Raw genomic sequence first — 16,935 nt, forward strand, 5'->3', positions numbered from 1 at the left:
TGACCGGAGCAACAGGACCAACCGGAACGGCTGGAGAAACGGGATCGACAGGATCAACAGGTCCAACCGGAGCAACGGGATCAACGGGATCAACAGGATCAACCGGAGCGACAGGTCCAACCGGAGTAACGGGATCAACAGGAGGAACGGGATCAACAGGAGCCACTGGAGTGACAGGACCAACAGGAGAAACCGGATCAACTGGAGCGACGGGATCAACAGGAGAAACCGGAGCGACAGGATCAACAGGAGCTACTGGAGAAACCGGAGCAACTGGTTCAACAGGAGCAACTGGGTCAACAGGATCAACTGGTGCAACCGGATCAACAGGAGCCACTGGAGTGACAGGAGCAACCGGACCAACCGGACCAACCGGAGCAACGGGATCAACAGGATCAACCGGAGCGACAGGTCCAACCGGAGGAACGGGATCAACAGGAGGAACGGGATCAACTGGAGCCACTGGAGTGACAGGACCAACAGGAGAAACCGGATCAACCGGAGCGACAGGTCCAACCGGAGTAACGGGATCAACAGGAGGAACGGGATCAACCGGAGCAACCGGAGCAACGGGAGTGACCGGATCAACCGGAGTGACAGGACCAACCGGAGCGACCGGATCAACGGGTTCTACAGGTGCGACGGGATCAACCGGAGCCACCGGACCAACAGGAGAAACCGGATCAACAGGAGCAACGGGATCAACCGGAGCCACTGGAGTGACAGGTCCAACAGGATCAACAGGAGCAACAGGATCAACCGGATCAACAGGAGAGACAGGAGCAACTGGAGCAACAGGACCAACCGGACCAACCGGAGCAACGGGATCAACAGGAGCCACTGGAGTGACAGGACCAACAGGAGAAACAGGAGTAATTGGAGCAACGGGAGAAACCGGAGCGACAGGATCAACTGGAGCGACAGGATCAACTGGAGCGACAGGACCAACAGGAGCAACTGGAGCAACAGGAGCGACAGGATCAGCTGGAGTCACTGGAGTGACAGGTCCAACTGGAGAAACCGGATCAACAGGAGCCACTGGAGTGACAGGATCAACAGGGTCAACAGGAGCCACTGGAGTGACAGGTCCAACTGGAGAAACCGGATCAACCGGAGCGACAGGTCCAACCGGAGTAACGGGATCAACAGGAGGAACGGGATCAACAGGAGCGACTGGAGTGACCGGTCCAACTGGATCAACGGGACCAACCGGATCAACGGGACCAACCGGATCAACAGGACCAACCGGAGCAACGGGATCAACAGGTCCAACCGGATCAACGGGACCAACCGGATCAACCGGATCAACCGGTCCAACAGGAGCAACGGGATCAATCGGACCAACAGGACCAACAGGAGCAACAGGACCAACAGGAGAAACCGGCCCAACCTCACAAGTTTTCTTTGACCAAACGGCAACACAGCTGCAATTATATCCTCCATTGAATTCGGAAGTAACAATACTCACATTTACTGTTCCTATAACAAGTGGTCAAAGAGTAAAGATTGACTTATCAGCAGATGTTATTGCGAACACCACAGCGAATTATACGATTAGTGGTTCTACTAGACTAAGGAGAAACGGAACATTGCTAACAGAAGTTCCTTTCTTTAGATCGGGAACAGGCGCAGGGGCACAAAGCTTTGTAATTTCCACGACTTACGTTGATACTGCAACTAGTACGGGTAACAACGTATATACTATTAGTGTCATTATTACAGCACAGTCAAATGTAACAACAGTTTACGCAGATACTCGAGCAGCAAATGGTGTGAGGTATGTATAAAACAAAACGCATAAGGACTTAGGTCCTTATGCGTTTTCTAACTGTTAAGGTAAATATTCATCAATAAACCTTTCAAGATAATAAGAATACTGGTCAGAATCAAACTCATTGCCGCATGCATGTAAAACCCATGGCTCTTTCTGATGAGGGATGCCGACTGCATATCCTTTTTTTCTAAACTCAAAGCATTGAGATGTATCGTATAAATGCCACCCGTCAAAAATCTCTTTTCGCCATGGAACATCATACTGAGTCGCCAGCAATAAACCGTCTAATGCTTGAACTGTTTTCACAGTTTCATCAATTTCATCAAATGATAAATAGCTGTACGTACTGCGGTATTCAATGACTTTTCCGGCTTTTTTAGAAGCCTCCCACCAAATCCCGCTTTGCGGCACTTCATCAGCTCCGATGACACCTATCATACCTAGGCCATCATTTTGCTGAAAGACATAAAGGAGATCATAAATAAAGGTTCGGTTGATGATAAATGTGTCCTGATGTAAATACACTTTATATTTTGAATCTGAGTCCTGCATGGCCTTCTGGTATCCTGAGGCCATACTGTCTGCGTTGCGTATATTGATCAATTCTACTTTCATATGCGGCGGTACAGAAAGAGATTGGATATGCCGCTGACAGAGATCATAAAGGGTGTCATCATTCACACATGTAATGAAGCTGATTGAGTGTTGATTTACATGCGGGTTCATCTATTCTCGGCCTTTATGATATATTGATAGGCTCTGGCTTCCTCCTCGAAATCTGTGTGATAAATCCCCATGCATGCTCTGACGTGAGCCAGTTTCCTGATCATTTTTTCATAATAGTGAGTCGTGAAGGGAATAGGCTCAATTAGGCTGATCTTGTAGCCTGTTTCATGAAACATCTTTTTCATTTCGTGCAGAGTGAAAAAACGGAAGTGAGTTTTATCAAGCAGGCCGGCCTGTGTATACGTCCATTTTCCGGACAGCAGACTTTCAAAAATCGAGATATGGCTGATATTTGGGATGCTTGCCAAAATGCTTCCTGTCTCTTTTACATAAGGCTTGAGGTTACGTAAAACTGCCCACGGGTCTTTTAAGTGTTCCAACACATCTCCGAAGATGAGGTAATCAAATGTGTTTTTTTGAAAAGGCAGCTTCAGTGTTTCGATGTCTTCTGTTATCACTTCGTCAATGTGGCGCGCGGCTTTTTCGGCAGCGGGCGGATAGGATTCGATCCCGTAATAGGAGCAATTGATTTTTTCCTTAACAGCTGCGCCAAACAAACCTTCAGCGCACCCGACTTCAAGAATGGCTTTTGCATGAGGTTGTATTAAATTAAAAAGTCTCCAATTAATCCCTTTGTAATATTCATTATCTTTTAGGTGATATTCTTTCATAGAATTAGCTTGTGGCTTTTTATTGATTTCCATGATCTTCACCCCCGGAGCCAGCCTGCATATTCAGGATATTTTCAAAGTATTTTTGATTTGCTAGCATTCTTGAATCATGAGGACGGTATTGTAATGCAGATTCATTATGCTGATAGGCAAGCTGATGCTGGCCGAGTTTATCGTAGCAGACGGCTAATTGCAGGTGTGGAAGCCAGGTCGCACATGCGCGGTTTTGAAAAGCCAGGCTTTCTGAGCCCTTATTTTCAATTGCCTTTTCATACCAGTAGACCGCGCTTTGAAAATCATTTTTCTCAAAAAAAGAGTAGCCCAGCCTGCAGCATGTTTCCGCTCTGGGTGGTCCGTATACGAGCGTGTGGAGCACCCAGCTTAGTTCTTTTTCCTTCAGTCCCAATGAATGATAGCAATCTGCTAATTTATTGCACGCTCTGATATTATCCTCGACCCATCCCTGCTTTGTTTGCAGGAACCGCAAATAGTATTCAATCGCTTTTTCTATTTTTCCGTGATCACATAATTCGTTTGCATAGTAAAATAAATCTCTTGGTGAAAAATCCTTTCCAGCAGAGACCATGTTCTCATAAATCCGGAGGTTACGGTCTGCGTCATGGCTAAGCGGCATGTGAGAAACGGCTGCTTCACTGTGGTGAAGATTGCCGTATACCTCCAAGTACTCGTGGACCGCGCCGATCCACTTAAAGCCCTTTTCCCGTTTGACAAGCCGATACCTTCTTAAGCTGGATGTGACATTATTTGCTTCGTCAAATGCCAGATGGTATTTCATTGAGACCGCGTCGATGTTCAGGTCAAGCGTCCTTTTTAAATCCACTAACAGCTCTTGATCCTTCTTTGTAAATACGTCATCGGCGTCAAGCCATAAAATGTAGTCGGATGTCGCCTGCTGGAACGAAAAATTTCGGGCCGCCGCAAAATCGTCAATCCATTCAAAATCAAAAATTCGGTCTGTATAGCGGGCAACAATGTTTTTCGTCTGATCTGTTGAGCCGGTATCCACAATGTTGATCTCATCCACAATCTCTTTGACAGAATCTAAGCAGCGACTAATAACAGCTTCTTCATCCTTCACGATCATACACAGACTTATCGAAATCACATCGTGGCCTCCGTTTCATTTTGTTTTTTCTTGATGGCATGGACAAACATGCAGTCAATATGAGCATGTGTTGACAAGTGATCCACAGGCAGGCCAAACTGTCGGGCGAGAAATTTGAGTTCCTGTAAAAACAGCTGGATCTTCGGTTCAGGTACGGCGGAATGGGGAGTGATAGATTTTAGCTCATAAAGATGTTTTGGAAAAAGCGTGTTTACGTTTTGAGGTGTAATGAAGTGAGTGTGTAAAGGTGTTCCGCATAATAATGAGTAAAGCGTGTCTGCATAAGCTGTGTTCGGGATGCTGCAAATCAACGAGCCAGAAGGCTTGAGGTAAACGGAAAGGGCCTCAATTGTTTGCTGGGGATGCGCCGAGCTGTTCAAAAGGTCTCCTATCAAAACCGCATCAAAAAAAGCCTTCGGATAAGGAAGTTCGCATGCTTTCGTATCAGCCGCAATGACTTGTTCATAATAGGCGCTTGCTATGCTCCGTAATATCGCATCCTCTTCAACGCCGTACAATGTACAGGTTTGCCGATTCAGAAGCTCTGCACCAGCAGCTCCTGCCCCGCAGCCGATATGGAGGATGGAACGGGAAGCGGAAGGCACGAGCTCCTTTAGGTCTGGCTGAGGATCGATAAAAGCCGTTACATCCCGCTTCCATTTATCTATGAATGTTTGGCGGTTGACCTGATATAACCGGCTGATGCTTAAATCCGAATTGCCGGAAAATGTGGCATGCCCGTGATGATGCACAAACGAGTCAAGGGCGATTTTTAGCTGATATCCTGCTTGCAGGGCGCGCAGACATAAGTCATCGTCTTCAAATGAACCGCCTTCAAAACGTTCGTCAAAACCGCCGATTTTATCCAGGACTTCTTTTTTTGCTAGAAGGCAAAAACCGACCAGCCGTAAAGCGGCTTTTGATTCGCCTTGATGTTGTCTGCAGTAGCCCTGAGAAAAATGCTCGATTTCTGCTATGCTGGTGTAATCAACCGGAATTTGCTGGGCGCCGCTGACATAATTGCTAACAGGCCCGACCATGCCGTTTTTTTCATCTTGATAAAGCAGCTTGATCATTGGCTCCAGCCACTGATTTGTTACGATAGTGTCATTGTTTAAAAAAAGAATATTGTCCCCTAAAGCATTTTCAAGACCCTGATTGCAGCCTTTCGCGAAACCTTCGTTTGCTTCGTTGAAAATTGTTTTAATCGAAGACATCTTTTTAAGATAGTCTCGTGTCCCGTCATGAGAGCCGTTATCTACAACAATGATCTCTATACTGTTATGATTCGTATGCTTCCATATGCTCTCCAAGCATTGTTTTGTCAAAGCCAATTGATTATAAGTCAGTACAATAATACTCGTTTTCACCCTAACCTCCGCCCTTCACCATATCATTCGGTTACTCTATGTATATCGAAATGTTGTGTTGGAATGATTTCTTCCTGAAAAAAGACAGAGGCGGCTTACTCATTGATTTTGAAAAATGAGAAAATTCCCTATAAAAATGGTATGATCTAGGTAGAAAGGACGGCTGGTGCTTGGTGAAAAAGCGGTTCCATTTTTCCCTGCAAACAAAAATAATGGGGCTGATTGCGGCTCTGCTGGTCTTTGTCATTGGTGTGCTGACCATTACGTTAGCCGTTCAGCATACACAGGAAGAACGGAGGCAGGCGGAGCAGCTGGCGGTTCAAACGGCGAGAACCATTTCCTATATGCCGCCGGCTAAAGAGCTCATTGAGAGAAAAGGCGGACATGCCGCTGAGACGCAAGACGTCATTGAACAAATGAAAGAACAGACTGGCGCGTATGCCATTTATATCTTGGACGAAAAAGGAGACATTCGCAGCGCCTCTGGAAAAAGCGGTGTAGAGAAGCTGGAGCGCAGCAGAGAGATTTTGTTTGGGGGCTCGCATGTTTCTGCAACAAAAGCGGATGGACGGAGAGTAATCAGAGGGAGCGCGCCGATTATGAAAGAGCAGAAGGGATACAGCCAAGTGATTGGCAGCGTGTCTGTTGATTTTCTGCAAACGGAGACAGAGCAAAGCATCAAAAAACATTTAAGAAATTTGAGCGTGATTGCCGTGCTTGTGCTGCTGCTCGGATTTGCCGGCGCCGCCGTGCTGGCCAAAAGCATCAGAAAGGATACGCTTGGGCTTGAACCGCATGAGATCGCGGCGCTATATCGTGAGAGGAACGCAATGCTTTTGGCGATTCGAGAAGGGATCATTGCCACCAATCGTGAAGGCGTCGTCACCATGATGAACGTGTCGGCGGCCGAGATGCTGAGGCTGCCCGAGCCTGTGATCCATCTTCCCATAGATGAAGTCATGCCGGGAGCCGGGCTGATGTCTGTGCTTGAACAAGGTGAAATACCGCCGAATCAGGAGGTAAGCGTCAACGATCAGGTGTTTATTATCAATACAAAAGTGATGAATCAAGGCGGGCAGGCGCATGGGATTGTCGTCAGCTTCAGGGAGAAAACAGAGCTGAAGAAGCTGATTGACACATTGACAGAGGTTCGTAAATATTCAGAGGATCTAAGAGCGCAGACTCATGAGTTTTCAAATAAGCTTTACGCGATTTTAGGGCTGCTTGAGCTTGGGGAATATGATGAAGCCATTGATTTGATTAAAGAGGAATACGCGATACAAAATGAGCAGCATGATCTTTTATTCCATAACATCCATTCGCAGCAGGTGCAGGCGATTTTGTTAGGGAAAATAAGCAAGGCATCGGAAAAGAAGGTCAAGCTGGTGATTGATGAAAACAGCTCACTCGCGCCTCTTCCTGAACATATCGGCTTGTCCCATCTTATTACGATTATCGGCAATTTAATTGATAACGCTTTCGAAGCTGTAGCGGAGCAACGCGTGAAGGAGGTTTTGTTTTTTATCACGGATATGGGCCGTGACATTGTCATCGAAGTATCAGATACAGGGACGGGTGTGCCGCCAGATAAGATGGAAGCTGTGTTTGAGAGAGGCTATTCTTCAAAGGGGATGAAGAGAGGCTACGGTCTGGCCAATGTGAAAGACTCAGTGCGTGAACTGGGCGGCTGGATCGAACTGGCGAATCAAAAAACCGGCGGGGCGGTTTTCACTGTGTTTATACCGAAGGAGAAACAAGGGGGGAATCCATTTGATTCACATCGCGATTGCGGAGGATGATTTTCGAGTTGCGCAAATCCATGAGAGATTGATTAAACAGCTTGATGGATTCAAGATTATCGGCAAAGCGGCCAACGCCAAAGAGACAATGGCGCTTTTGAAGGAACACAAGGCTGATTTGCTTCTGCTGGATATTTATATGCCGGACGAGCTTGGGACCGCATTGATTCCTGAAATACGAAGCCGATTTCCTGAAGTGGACATTATGATTATCACAGCGGCAACAGAAACCCGTCATTTGCAGGAAGCGCTAAGGGCGGGGATTGCCCACTATTTGATCAAACCCGTAACGGCTGACAAGTTCAGGCAGGTGCTGCTTCAGTATAAAGAAAAAAGAAAGCTGCTCATGTCTCAGCCGGAGGTCAGCCAGTCCATGATCGATCATATTTTTGGAAACGGTGTGAAGACATCTTTGCCGGCAGAGAATTTGCCGACTGGCATTAATTCGATTACACTGCGAAAAATTAAGGAAGCGCTTCGGACGGCGTCAGAAGGATTGACAGCGGAGGAACTCGGGGAAAAAATGGGGGCGTCACGAACAACTGCCCGCCGTTATGCCGAGTACCTTGTGTCAAAGGAAGAAGCAAGAGCCGAGCTTGAATACGGGATTATCGGCAGGCCGGAGAGAAAATATTATTTGGCGGCGAAATAGATATGAAACAATCTATAATCCTATTGATTTTTCTGTTGATCTTTATGCAGGGTGATATCAGGCAGGCGGCTGCGCCGCGCCTGCCGGACGGGCCGATAGAAATTGTTGTCCCCGCTGAGCCTTCCGGCGGCTGGGATGTCACAGCACAGGCGATTCAATCTGTTCTGAGCAAGAAGCAGATTGTGAAGGGGGATGTTCATATCGTCTATAAACCAGGCGGCGGGGGAGAGAAAGGCTGGAAATATGTCAACAACAGCAGCAAACAAACCATCAGCATGACGTCCAGCCTAATATTGAGCAATGACCTTCTCGGGCAAAGCAAATTAAAAATGTCCGATTTTACGCCGCTCGCCATTCTCTCCAAGGAATGGCAGACAGTTGCATTGCCAAAAGGATCAGCGTTAACAAACGGCAAGGATGTGCTAAATGAGATCAACATGCATCCCGGCAAGGTGAAAATCGGCTTTGCCCCGGGGTTTGGCAATGATGATCAGCTCTCGTTCGCCAGAGCGGCCGATATGTACGGCATTGACCCTTTTGACATTCAATTTTTACAGTATGACAGCAGTGAACAGCTCATTCAGGCGCTGATCAGACATGAGATAGAAGCGGCTTCCATGACCCTTTCTGAAGCGAAACCATATGAACGAAACGGCGATATCACGTTAGCCGCTGTAACATCTGATAAAAGACTTCCCGGTTTTCCAAAGGTACCGACGTGGAAGGAGCAGGGAATCCCGTTTGTTTTTTCTCATTGGAGAGGGATTTTGGGCCCGAAAAATATGTCCGAGGAAGAGATTTCTTACTGGGATCAAGCGCTCAAGAAGGTCACCTCCTCACCTGAATGGAGGCGGAAAATAAACGAACAGGACTGGGAAAGCTTTTATTTGAACAGCAGGGAAACGAAGCGGTTTCTTGAACAGCAATCCGCTTTTTATCAAAGCATAATGACAGGAAATTAAGATCCCGGCATCCGGGATCTTTTTCATGCCGGAAAATGATCAAAAAGAACAAAACGGTTTTAAAAAATTAAAAATACAAAAAAACCAAATTATTTACTTGCGGTTGGTTTTCCCATACGATGGCAAAAAGGCAAGACAAAAGGGGAGTAAGGGATAAAAATGTAAGCGGATTCATTTAAGGGGGAATGAATGTGTTAGCAATCTTAGGCTTTCTCATGATGCTTGTGTTTATGGCATTGATCATGACAAAACGGCTTTCTGTTTTAACAGCATTGGTTTTAACGCCGATTGTGTTTGCGCTGATCGCCGGATTTGGATTTACTGAAGTTGGGGACATGATGATTTCGGGGATTCAGCAAGTCGCGCCGACAGCTGTCATGATTATGTTTGCGATCTTATATTTTGGAATTATGATTGATGCAGGCCTGTTTGATCCAATGGTTGGCAAAATTTTAAGCATGGTCAAAGGGGACCCTTTAAAAATTGTTGTCGGGACAGCGGTTCTGACGATGCTCGTCGCATTGGACGGCGACGGTTCGACAACGTATATGATTACGACAAGCGCCATGCTTCCGCTCTATTTGCTGCTTGGCATCCGGCCAATTATCCTGGCCGGAATCGCGGGCGTCGGCATGGGAATCATGAACACGATTCCATGGGGTGGCGCGACGCCGCGGGCGGCTAGCGCGCTGGGGGTTGATCCGGCTGAGCTTACAGGGCCGATGATTCCTGTCATTGCAAGCGGGATGCTTTGCATGGTGGCGGTTGCGTATGTGCTTGGAAAAGCGGAACGAAAACGCCTTGGTGTGATTGAACTGAAACAGCCGGCCAATGCCAATGAACCGGCGGCTGCGGTTGAAGATGAGTGGAAGCGGCCGAAGCTTTGGTGGTTCAATTTATTGTTGACGCTTTCTTTAATAGGATGTTTAGTATCGGGTAAAATCAGTTTAACCGTTCTGTTTGTCATTGCGTTCTGTATTGCACTGATTGTGAATTATCCCAATCTCGAGCATCAGAGACAGCGCATCGCGGCGCATTCCAGCAACGTGCTGGCTATTGGTTCAATGATTTTTGCGGCCGGGGTATTCACGGGGATTTTGACAGGCACGAAAATGGTTGATGAAATGGCGATCTCGCTCGTATCCATGATACCGGAACAAATGGGTGGATTGATCCCGGCGATTGTGGCCTTAACAAGCGGCATTTTTACATTCTTGATGCCGAATGACGCGTATTTCTACGGGGTGCTGCCGATTTTATCAGAAACAGCAGTCGCATACGGCGTGGATAAAGTTGAAATTGCCAGAGCCTCTATTATCGGCCAGCCGATTCATATGCTGAGTCCGCTTGTGCCATCCACTCATTTGCTTGTCGGGCTTGTCGGGGTTTCTATTGACGACCACCAAAAATTCGCATTAAAATGGGCGGTTCTCGCAGTGATCGTCATGACGGCTATCGCTCTATTGATTGGTGCGATCTCTATTTCCGTATGATAATTCAGGCGTAATGACACACACTAACGGCATACAACATTCCGGAGGTGTCATTATGGGTGATCCTTATATGCCGCTGACTTCAGTCAGAAGCGGAACGGGGTTCGAAGCGGCAAAAGGGGTGCACGGCCTGACTGTGCAAATTGCGAATGTCTATTTTATTCAGCTGCCTTCTGAACCTCACTCATTTGTTTTAGTTGATGCCGGTATGCCCCAATCAGCCGGCATGATTGTCAATGAAGCCAAGCAAAGATTCGGTGAAGGTTTTCAGCTGAAGGCGGTTATCCTTACACACGGGCACTTTGACCATATCGGAGCAATCGAAGAGATTCTTGAGCATTGGGATGTACCTGTTTATGTCCATTCGAGGGAAATGCCTTATGTAACAGGCAAAGAGGGGTATCCTCCAGCTCGTCCTGACAGCAAGAGCGGGCTGGTCGCCAAGCTGTCGCCGCTGTTTCCGCGGCATTCCATCGATATTTCCTCACAGGTGCATGAACTGCCGGAAGACGGCTCAGTTCCATTTCTTGACGAGTGGATGTGGATCGCGACACCGGGACACACGCCGGGCCATATTTCGTTATTCCGCGATGACGGCCGCGTGCTTGTGGCAGGTGATGCTGTTATTACGGTGGAGCAAGAGAAAATGGCTGACGTCTTGATTCAAAAACAGGAGCTTCACGGGCCGCCGGCCTATTTTACGCCTGACACAGAGACGGCCGCGGAGTCCATTCTAAAGCTGGCCGCTCTTGAACCGGAAGCGTTATTGACCGGGCACGGCATACCGATGACCGGCAAAAACTTTCGTCGTGACTTAACTGAATTGGCAAACCGTTTATCGTCTATTTGACACCCGCACTACGCGGGTGTTTTTTATTGTTTTCCAAGAAGTTGCAGAAAAATCATTGTCTTGCCGCTTAAAAACGATACAATGAAAAGCATGAAGTGAAGTGAAGGGGAGAGTTTGTTGGAAGAAAAAGAAATACTCTGGAACGAAGCGAAAGCGTTTATTGCCGCATGCTATCAGGAATTGGGAAAGGAGGAGGAAGTGAAAGACCGTCTTGCTGACATTAAAAGTGAAATTGACCGGACCGGAAGTTATGTACATACGAAGGAAGAGCTGGAGCACGGAGCGAAAATGGCTTGGAGAAACAGCAATCGCTGCATCGGCAGGTTGTTCTGGAATTCGCTGAATGTCATCGACAGACGAGACGTCCGGACGAAGGAGGAAGTGCGTGACGCCCTCTTTCACCATATTGAAACCGCCACCAATAATGGGAAAATCAGACCGACCATTACGATTTTCCCTCCGGAAGAGAAGGGTGAAAAGCAAGTCGAGATCTGGAATCATCAGCTGGTCCGGTATGCCGGATATGAGTCAGACGGAGAAAGAATCGGCGACCCGGCTTCCCGTTCCCTGACAGCAGCCTGCGAAGAGCTCGGCTGGCGCGGAGAGCGAACGGATTTTGACCTGCTGCCGCTCATTTTTCGCATGAAAGGCGACGAGCAGCCGGTCTGGTATGAGCTGCCGCGTTCACTTGTGATCGAGGTTCCAATCACACATCCTGACATCGATGCGTTTTCTGACTTGGAGCTGAAGTGGTACGGCGTGCCTATCATTTCTGATATGAAGCTTGAGGTTGGCGGCATTCATTATAATGCCGCGCCGTTTAACGGCTGGTATATGGGCACGGAGATCGGAGCGAGAAACCTCGCAGATGAAAAGCGGTACGACAAGCTCAAAAAAGTAGCGTCCGTGATCGGCATCGCCGCTGATTACAATACGGATTTATGGAAGGATCAAGCGCTTGTTGAATTGAATAAGGCTGTGCTGCATTCGTATAAAAAGCAGGGGGTCAGCATCGTTGACCATCATACAGCCGCAAGCCAGTTTAAACGGTTTGAAGAACAGGAGGAAGAAGCGGGCAGAAAGCTGACGGGGGATTGGACGTGGCTGATTCCGCCGATCTCACCCGCCGCCACTCATATCTTCCACCGATCCTATGACAACTCAATCGTTAAGCCGAATTACTTTTATCAGGAAAAGCCTTATGAGTAAACAATGGAAAATCGATGATGGCCTTCGAGTCTGCGGGATTCAGTGACAGAGATGTCGGTAACCTTTGAGAAAGGGCTTCCTTTCTTTACAGCCTCAAGAAACGATTGCAGGGCGTTTTCCGGCCCTTCTGCCAACATCTCAACACGCCCGTCATCACGGTTTTTGACCCAGCCGGCCAGTTTTCGCTTATCAGCTTCCATTTGAACAAAATAGCGAAAGCCCACACCCTGAACCCGGCCGTCTACAATGATTCGGTATTGAAGCATGTAAAAACCACCTTTTCTTTTTATGATAATCAATTATTTTACAGCCTGTAAAGGGGATGTGTTCGCATGAAACCAGAGCGCTATACAGTTCTTTCTCTTAATCTGGGAAAACCGCAGACGCTTGAATATGACGGAAAGAAGATCGAAACCGGCATCATGAAGCGACCGGCTGATTCCGCCGTTATGCTGCACCGCGAGAATTTTGAAGGAGACGGACAGGCGGACATCGTCAACCACGGCGGACCTGATAAGGCTGTTTGCGTCTACCCGGCGGAGCATTATCCGTTTTGGGAAGAGTTCCTCTCAAGACCGCTGCCAAGCGCCGCATTTGGAGAAAATTTGACGGTCGCGGGCCTGACTGAGGAGACAGTTTGCATAGGGGATGTGTTCAAGCTTGATGAAGCTGTTGTTCAGGTCAGCCAGCCGCGCCAGCCGTGTGTAAAGCTGGCGAAAAAGTTTGGCGAGAAAGAAATGGTGCTGAAGGTTCAGCAAACAGGCTATACAGGGTATTATTTTCGCGTGCTGGAGGAGGGCAGGGTGTCACCAGGCGCCAAGCTTGAATTGCTGTCCAGAGGAGAGAAAGGCATCTCCGTCCAGTTCGCCAACCGCATCAACTACCATGATGTAAAAAATCTCACTGCCATTGACCGGATTTTAAGTGAGGATGCCCTATCGAAAAGCTGGAGAGCGTCCTTTATGAAAAAAAAGGCCAGGCTGCTGCCGGTTGAATAGAAAAAAGCCGCGCATATCAACGTGCGCGGCTTTGACATCTTTAAGATTGTTTTTTCTTTGTTTCAAGCAGGTTGGCAAGAAAATAGGTTTTATAGCTTTGAAGCTTTCTTCCCTCATGGTGCGTGATCCCCTGCTTTTTTAGTTCTGCCACATACCAGCCTTTACTGCCGTAATGCATGTCAGAAAACTCCTTTCCCTATCTGATTTCGAAACGATTGGCATTGTAACATCTATAAAAAGATGCTGAAAAGAGATGTGGGGAAAACTGAGCCTTTCGCACTAGATATGCGAATGTTCTTCTGTATGTATATGCGGAGTAAAAGCCGAATATGATTTAATGGCCGGTCAATTTGAGCATAACAACGCCAAATGTCATAATGGCGAAAACAATGCCGATATATGTGAGCATCCCGTTTTTTTTCTTTACGCCGTAAACGGTTATTAAGATGCCTTCAATGAAAAAAATGATGCCAAAAATTATAAACCACATGCAGATAGAGGCTCCTTTCACAGACATAATAGTAGTGTAGCATATCTGGAAGAGCCGGGCTGTGACAATATCAAGAAAGCCGGGCGCATATATCGCCCGGCTCATGTTTTATTGTTTATCAACCAATTTGACCAGAAGCTGTGCCAAATGTGTTTTCTCATTTTCGTCCGCAATGCTCCAAAGCTCTTGCAGCAGCATTTCTTCACCGTTTTGCGGCTCTTCATGCTTTGCGAGGTAGTCTCCCAGGATCGCGGCGCTTTTCACCAGCTTGCCGTCATCCAATCCCAGCTTTTTGCCTCGATTGACTTGTTTTTTCAAGTAGTCTTTAAATTCCTCAAAGTCTTTTAAAATGTCTTCTTTTGTTGTGCCGTGCATCGCGTTCATTTCGTTTTCAATTTGGATTTTTTCTTGATCTCTGTTCATTGCAAGTCCTCCTCGTGCAGAATAATGTTGTTTTACCTGCAATTCGAGGAGGCTAAACCTGCCGGAAGTCCGGAATGTGTTTTACAGCTTCGTCAGGATAATCGGTTCGTCTTTTGTAATAACGATCGTGTGTTCAACTTGGGCAACCATGCTTTTATCCGGCGTCTTGAACGTCCAGCCGTCTCCAGCTTCAACAATCGTTTCCGCTTTCGTAGAAATAAACGGTTCAAGCGCGATCACTGTGCCGTTTTTGAAAAGCGCGTTATCAAACGGGTCATAATAGTTCATGATGTGGTTCGGCGCTTCATGCAGGCTGCGGCCGATTCCGTGGCCGGTCAGTGTTTTGATGACGGTAAAGCCTTGAGAGCGTGCTTCATGATAAACGGCTCTTCCGATCTGGTTTTGGCGCTTGCCTGCTTTTGCCTGCTGAAGCCCCTTTTGAAAAGCGTCTTCCGCGCATTGGCAAAGCTTATGAAGGCGTTCTTCTCCTTCACCGAGTACAAATGAGATGCCTGTGTCGGAATAGAACCCGCCAAATTCAGCGGAGATGTCGATGTTGACAAGGTCCCCTGCTTTCAAAATCTTGGAAGTGCTTGGTATGCCGTGAGCCACTTCATCATTTACGCTGATGCATGTTACACCTGGAAAATCGTATTCCTTCTCAGGAGCTGAAACGGCGCCATGCTCATCAAGCACAGCTTTTCCGATAAGGTCAAGGTCTTTTGTGCTCATGCCGGGCTCTGCTTTTCGCTTCATTTCTTCACGCGCAAGCGCGACGATTCTTCCGATTTTTTTCAGGCCTTCTAATTCTTGATCGTTTGTTACAATCATCTGTCATTCCCGCTTTCTTTTTAAATAATCTAGATTAAGCTTACCACAACTGTCTTAAAAATAGGAAACACACGGACCTGGGAAAAAAGAAATGCCTTGGGAAAATTGGTATAGATCACTAGATATCTTATATGGTATATTTGAAAAAAAAAAGGGTATGAGGGGGATGGGTATGCTTTCATTTTTACAAAAACTCGGGAAGTCATTTATGCTCCCGATTGCGGTTCTGCCTGCGGTTGGAATCATCCTTGCGCTTGGCAGAGAGGATGTATTTAATATCCCGTTTGTCTATCAGGCGGGGACGGCGGTTTTTGATCATCTGCCGCTTATTTTTGCGATCGGAATTGCTATCGGCATTTCGAAGGACAGCAATGGGGCCGCGGGTTTATCAGGGGCGATATCGTATCTGATGCTTGACGCGGCGACAAAGACAATTGACAAAACAAATAACATGGCGGTGTTTGGGGGAATTATTGCCGGTTTAATTGCTGGTTACACCTATAACCGCTTCAAGGATACCAAGCTGCCTGAATATCTCGGGTTCTTCAGTGGCAGACGGCTTGTGCCGATTATAACTGCCATCATTACGATCATTTTAGCCGGCATATTCGGAGTCGTCTGGCCGCCGATTCAATCGTGCATAAACTCATTTGGAGAGTGGATGCTCGGGCTCGGCGGCATCGGAGCGGGCATATTCGGCCTTTTCAACAGGCTGTTAATTCCGCTTGGCCTTCACCACGTACTGAACAATATTTTCTGGTTCCAATTCGGAGAATATAACGGAGTGACAGGGGATCTGGCTCGCTTTTTCGCGAAAGATCCGACAGCGGGCACATATATGACCGGATTCTTTCCAATCATGATGTTCGGTCTTCCAGCGGCGTGTCTGGCTATGGTTGTGACTGCGAAGCCGTCTAAACGGAAAGCGACGGCGGGAATGATGATTGGGTTTGCATTAACGGCGTTTATCACAGGGATTACGGAGCCGATTGAGTTTGCATTTATGTTTTTGTCTCCGCTTTTATACGCTGTTCACGCGATCTTAACCGGGTTATCTTTATTTATCGTCAACTGGCTCGGCATCCGCTCCGGCTTCTCTTTTTCAGCCGGAGCTATCGATTATGTGCTCAGCTACGGAATCGCAGAAAAACCGCTGCTTCTGCTTTTTGTAGGTATATGCTATGCGGCAGTATACTTTATCGTGTTTTATGTACTGATTAAGGCTTTGAATTTAAAAACGCCGGGACGGGAAGATGATGATGTGGATGAAGTGCTGGATGAAAATACGGTTCAGGATGTAAATGAAAACATCATGCTGAAAGGGCTCGGCGGAAAAGAAAATCTTCAAACCATTGATCATTGCGCCACAAGGCTGCGACTGACTGTGAAGGATACCGCTTTGGTGGATGAAGCGCTTTTGAAGAAAGCAGGCGCAAAAGGGGTTGTCAAATCTGGCGGGCAATCGGTTCAAGTCATTATTGGGCCGAATGTGGAATTTGCAGCTGAGGAATTGAGAGCTGCCGTCAAATAAAAAAGCGGAGAGGGCAACCTCTCCGCTTTT

Annotated in this window: 18 protein-coding genes and 1 pseudogene; 10 read left to right on the forward strand and 9 right to left on the reverse strand. The window is 47.3% G+C overall.

The window, feature by feature from the left end:
* Positions 1-1,787, forward strand: a pseudogene (locus tag ACQXR1_RS19320) (hypothetical protein); the annotation flags it as partial.
* Positions 1,788-1,831: 44 nt separating this feature from the next.
* Here the strand turns inward: ACQXR1_RS19320 and ACQXR1_RS19325 are convergent.
* Genes ACQXR1_RS19325 through ACQXR1_RS19340 form a run of 4 tightly spaced genes read right to left on the reverse strand, consistent with a single transcriptional unit; the run spans position 1,832 to position 5,667 of the window.
* A complete protein-coding gene (locus ACQXR1_RS19325) occupies positions 1,832-2,500 on the reverse strand; it encodes a glycosyltransferase family protein (protein WP_430772707.1) in 669 nt (222 codons plus the stop codon).
* Positions 2,497-3,204: a class I SAM-dependent methyltransferase gene (locus ACQXR1_RS19330; RefSeq protein ID WP_430772708.1), complete on the reverse strand. Its 708-nt coding sequence runs from the start codon at positions 3,202-3,204 to the stop codon at positions 2,497-2,499. Before ACQXR1_RS19330 ends, ACQXR1_RS19325 begins: the two co-directional genes overlap by 4 nt.
* On the reverse strand, positions 3,191-4,297 hold the full coding sequence (locus tag ACQXR1_RS19335; protein WP_243572398.1) for a tetratricopeptide repeat-containing glycosyltransferase family 2 protein: 1,107 nt from the start codon (positions 4,295-4,297) through the stop codon (positions 3,191-3,193). Before ACQXR1_RS19335 ends, ACQXR1_RS19330 begins: the two co-directional genes overlap by 14 nt.
* On the reverse strand, positions 4,294-5,667 hold the full coding sequence (locus ACQXR1_RS19340) for a glycosyltransferase (RefSeq protein WP_430772709.1): 1,374 nt from the start codon (positions 5,665-5,667) through the stop codon (positions 4,294-4,296). Before ACQXR1_RS19340 ends, ACQXR1_RS19335 begins: the two co-directional genes overlap by 4 nt.
* A gap of 170 nt (positions 5,668-5,837) precedes the next feature.
* Here ACQXR1_RS19340 and yflR point away from each other — a divergent pair, with 170 nt between their 5' ends.
* From yflR to nosA, 7 genes are all read left to right on the forward strand, one after another.
* On the forward strand, positions 5,838-7,466 hold the full coding sequence (yflR, locus tag ACQXR1_RS19345; protein WP_430772710.1) for a two-component sensor histidine kinase CitS: 1,629 nt from the start codon (positions 5,838-5,840) through the stop codon (positions 7,464-7,466).
* Positions 7,438-8,118, forward strand: a complete 681-nt coding sequence (gene citT / locus ACQXR1_RS19350) for a two-component response regulator CitT (protein WP_014663181.1) — start codon at positions 7,438-7,440, stop codon at positions 8,116-8,118. The genes yflR and citT overlap by 29 nt, the downstream gene beginning before the upstream one ends.
* Before the next feature lie 2 nt (positions 8,119-8,120).
* Entirely contained in the window at positions 8,121-9,080 is a 960-nt protein-coding gene (locus ACQXR1_RS19355) for a tripartite tricarboxylate transporter substrate binding protein (RefSeq protein WP_136655026.1), read from the forward strand.
* 25 nt (positions 9,081-9,105) lie between these two features.
* Positions 9,106-9,237 (forward strand): hypothetical protein, encoded by a 132-nt coding sequence (locus tag ACQXR1_RS19360; RefSeq protein ID WP_052438176.1) that lies wholly within the window; start codon positions 9,106-9,108, stop codon positions 9,235-9,237.
* 34 nt (positions 9,238-9,271) lie between these two features.
* Positions 9,272-10,573, forward strand: a complete 1,302-nt coding sequence (gene citM / locus ACQXR1_RS19365; RefSeq protein ID WP_069149163.1) for a citrate transporter CitM — start codon at positions 9,272-9,274, stop codon at positions 10,571-10,573.
* Positions 10,574-10,628: 55 nt separating this feature from the next.
* Positions 10,629-11,423, forward strand: a complete 795-nt coding sequence (locus ACQXR1_RS19370) for an MBL fold metallo-hydrolase (RefSeq protein ID WP_151256870.1) — start codon at positions 10,629-10,631, stop codon at positions 11,421-11,423.
* A 117-nt stretch (positions 11,424-11,540) separates the two neighbouring features.
* On the forward strand, positions 11,541-12,632 hold the full coding sequence (gene nosA, locus ACQXR1_RS19375; protein WP_151256871.1) for a nitric oxide synthase: 1,092 nt from the start codon (positions 11,541-11,543) through the stop codon (positions 12,630-12,632).
* Here the strand turns inward: nosA and ACQXR1_RS19380 are convergent.
* Entirely contained in the window at positions 12,623-12,898 is a 276-nt protein-coding gene (locus ACQXR1_RS19380) for an acylphosphatase (protein WP_040083751.1), read from the reverse strand. The two genes, nosA and ACQXR1_RS19380, sit on opposite strands and share 10 nt — an antisense overlap.
* A 66-nt stretch (positions 12,899-12,964) precedes the next feature.
* On the opposite strand from ACQXR1_RS19380, the gene ACQXR1_RS19385 reads away from it, so the two are divergent.
* Positions 12,965-13,630, forward strand: coding sequence for an MOSC domain-containing protein (locus ACQXR1_RS19385; protein WP_430772711.1), 666 nt, complete (start codon positions 12,965-12,967; stop codon positions 13,628-13,630).
* Between the two features lie 40 nt (positions 13,631-13,670).
* Here the strand turns inward: ACQXR1_RS19385 and ACQXR1_RS19390 are convergent, their stop codons facing one another.
* The 4 genes from ACQXR1_RS19390 to map form a co-directional block, all read right to left on the reverse strand.
* On the reverse strand, positions 13,671-13,808 hold the full coding sequence (locus ACQXR1_RS19390; protein ID WP_003239885.1) for a YflJ family protein: 138 nt from the start codon (positions 13,806-13,808) through the stop codon (positions 13,671-13,673).
* A gap of 156 nt (positions 13,809-13,964) precedes the next feature.
* Positions 13,965-14,120, reverse strand: a complete 156-nt coding sequence (locus ACQXR1_RS19395) for a hypothetical protein (RefSeq protein ID WP_014663188.1) — start codon at positions 14,118-14,120, stop codon at positions 13,965-13,967.
* A 108-nt stretch (positions 14,121-14,228) separates the two neighbouring features.
* Complete coding sequence (locus ACQXR1_RS19400) at positions 14,229-14,543, reverse strand: DUF3243 domain-containing protein (RefSeq protein ID WP_014663189.1); 315 nt, start codon at positions 14,541-14,543, stop codon at positions 14,229-14,231.
* Positions 14,544-14,624: 81 nt separating this feature from the next.
* A complete protein-coding gene (gene map, locus ACQXR1_RS19405) occupies positions 14,625-15,374 on the reverse strand; it encodes a type I methionyl aminopeptidase (protein WP_003223067.1) in 750 nt (249 codons plus the stop codon).
* Positions 15,375-15,546: 172 nt separating this feature from the next.
* Here map and nagE point away from each other — a divergent pair, with 172 nt between their 5' ends.
* Entirely contained in the window at positions 15,547-16,905 is a 1,359-nt protein-coding gene (nagE, locus tag ACQXR1_RS19410; protein ID WP_014663190.1) for an N-acetylglucosamine-specific PTS transporter subunit IIBC, read from the forward strand.
* Positions 16,906-16,935: the final 30 nt, after the last annotated feature.

It is taken from the genome of Bacillus sp. ATD (assembly GCF_050585765.1).
GTDB lineage: Bacteria > Bacillota > Bacilli > Bacillales > Bacillaceae > Bacillus > Bacillus stercoris.

Coding starts and splice junctions, on each gene's coding strand:
- ACQXR1_RS19325 (WP_430772707.1), bottom strand. CDS start 2,500: ATGAACCCGCATGTAAATCAACACTCAATCAGCTTCATTACATGTGTG.
- ACQXR1_RS19330 (WP_430772708.1), bottom strand. CDS start 3,204: ATGGAAATCAATAAAAAGCCACAAGCTAATTCTATGAAAGAATATCAC.
- ACQXR1_RS19355 (WP_136655026.1), top strand. CDS start 8,121: ATGAAACAATCTATAATCCTATTGATTTTTCTGTTGATCTTTATGCAG.
- ACQXR1_RS19360 (WP_052438176.1), top strand. CDS start 9,106: ATGCCGGAAAATGATCAAAAAGAACAAAACGGTTTTAAAAAATTAAAA.
- ACQXR1_RS19370 (WP_151256870.1), top strand. CDS start 10,629: ATGGGTGATCCTTATATGCCGCTGACTTCAGTCAGAAGCGGAACGGGG.
- ACQXR1_RS19380 (WP_040083751.1), bottom strand. CDS start 12,898: ATGCTTCAATACCGAATCATTGTAGACGGCCGGGTTCAGGGTGTGGGC.
- ACQXR1_RS19385 (WP_430772711.1), top strand. CDS start 12,965: ATGAAACCAGAGCGCTATACAGTTCTTTCTCTTAATCTGGGAAAACCG.
- ACQXR1_RS19390 (WP_003239885.1), bottom strand. CDS start 13,808: ATGCATTACGGCAGTAAAGGCTGGTATGTGGCAGAACTAAAAAAGCAG.
- ACQXR1_RS19395 (WP_014663188.1), bottom strand. CDS start 14,120: ATGTGGTTTATAATTTTTGGCATCATTTTTTTCATTGAAGGCATCTTA.
- ACQXR1_RS19400 (WP_014663189.1), bottom strand. CDS start 14,543: ATGAACAGAGATCAAGAAAAAATCCAAATTGAAAACGAAATGAACGCG.
- map (WP_003223067.1), bottom strand. CDS start 15,374: ATGATTGTAACAAACGATCAAGAATTAGAAGGCCTGAAAAAAATCGGA.
- nagE (WP_014663190.1), top strand. CDS start 15,547: ATGCTTTCATTTTTACAAAAACTCGGGAAGTCATTTATGCTCCCGATT.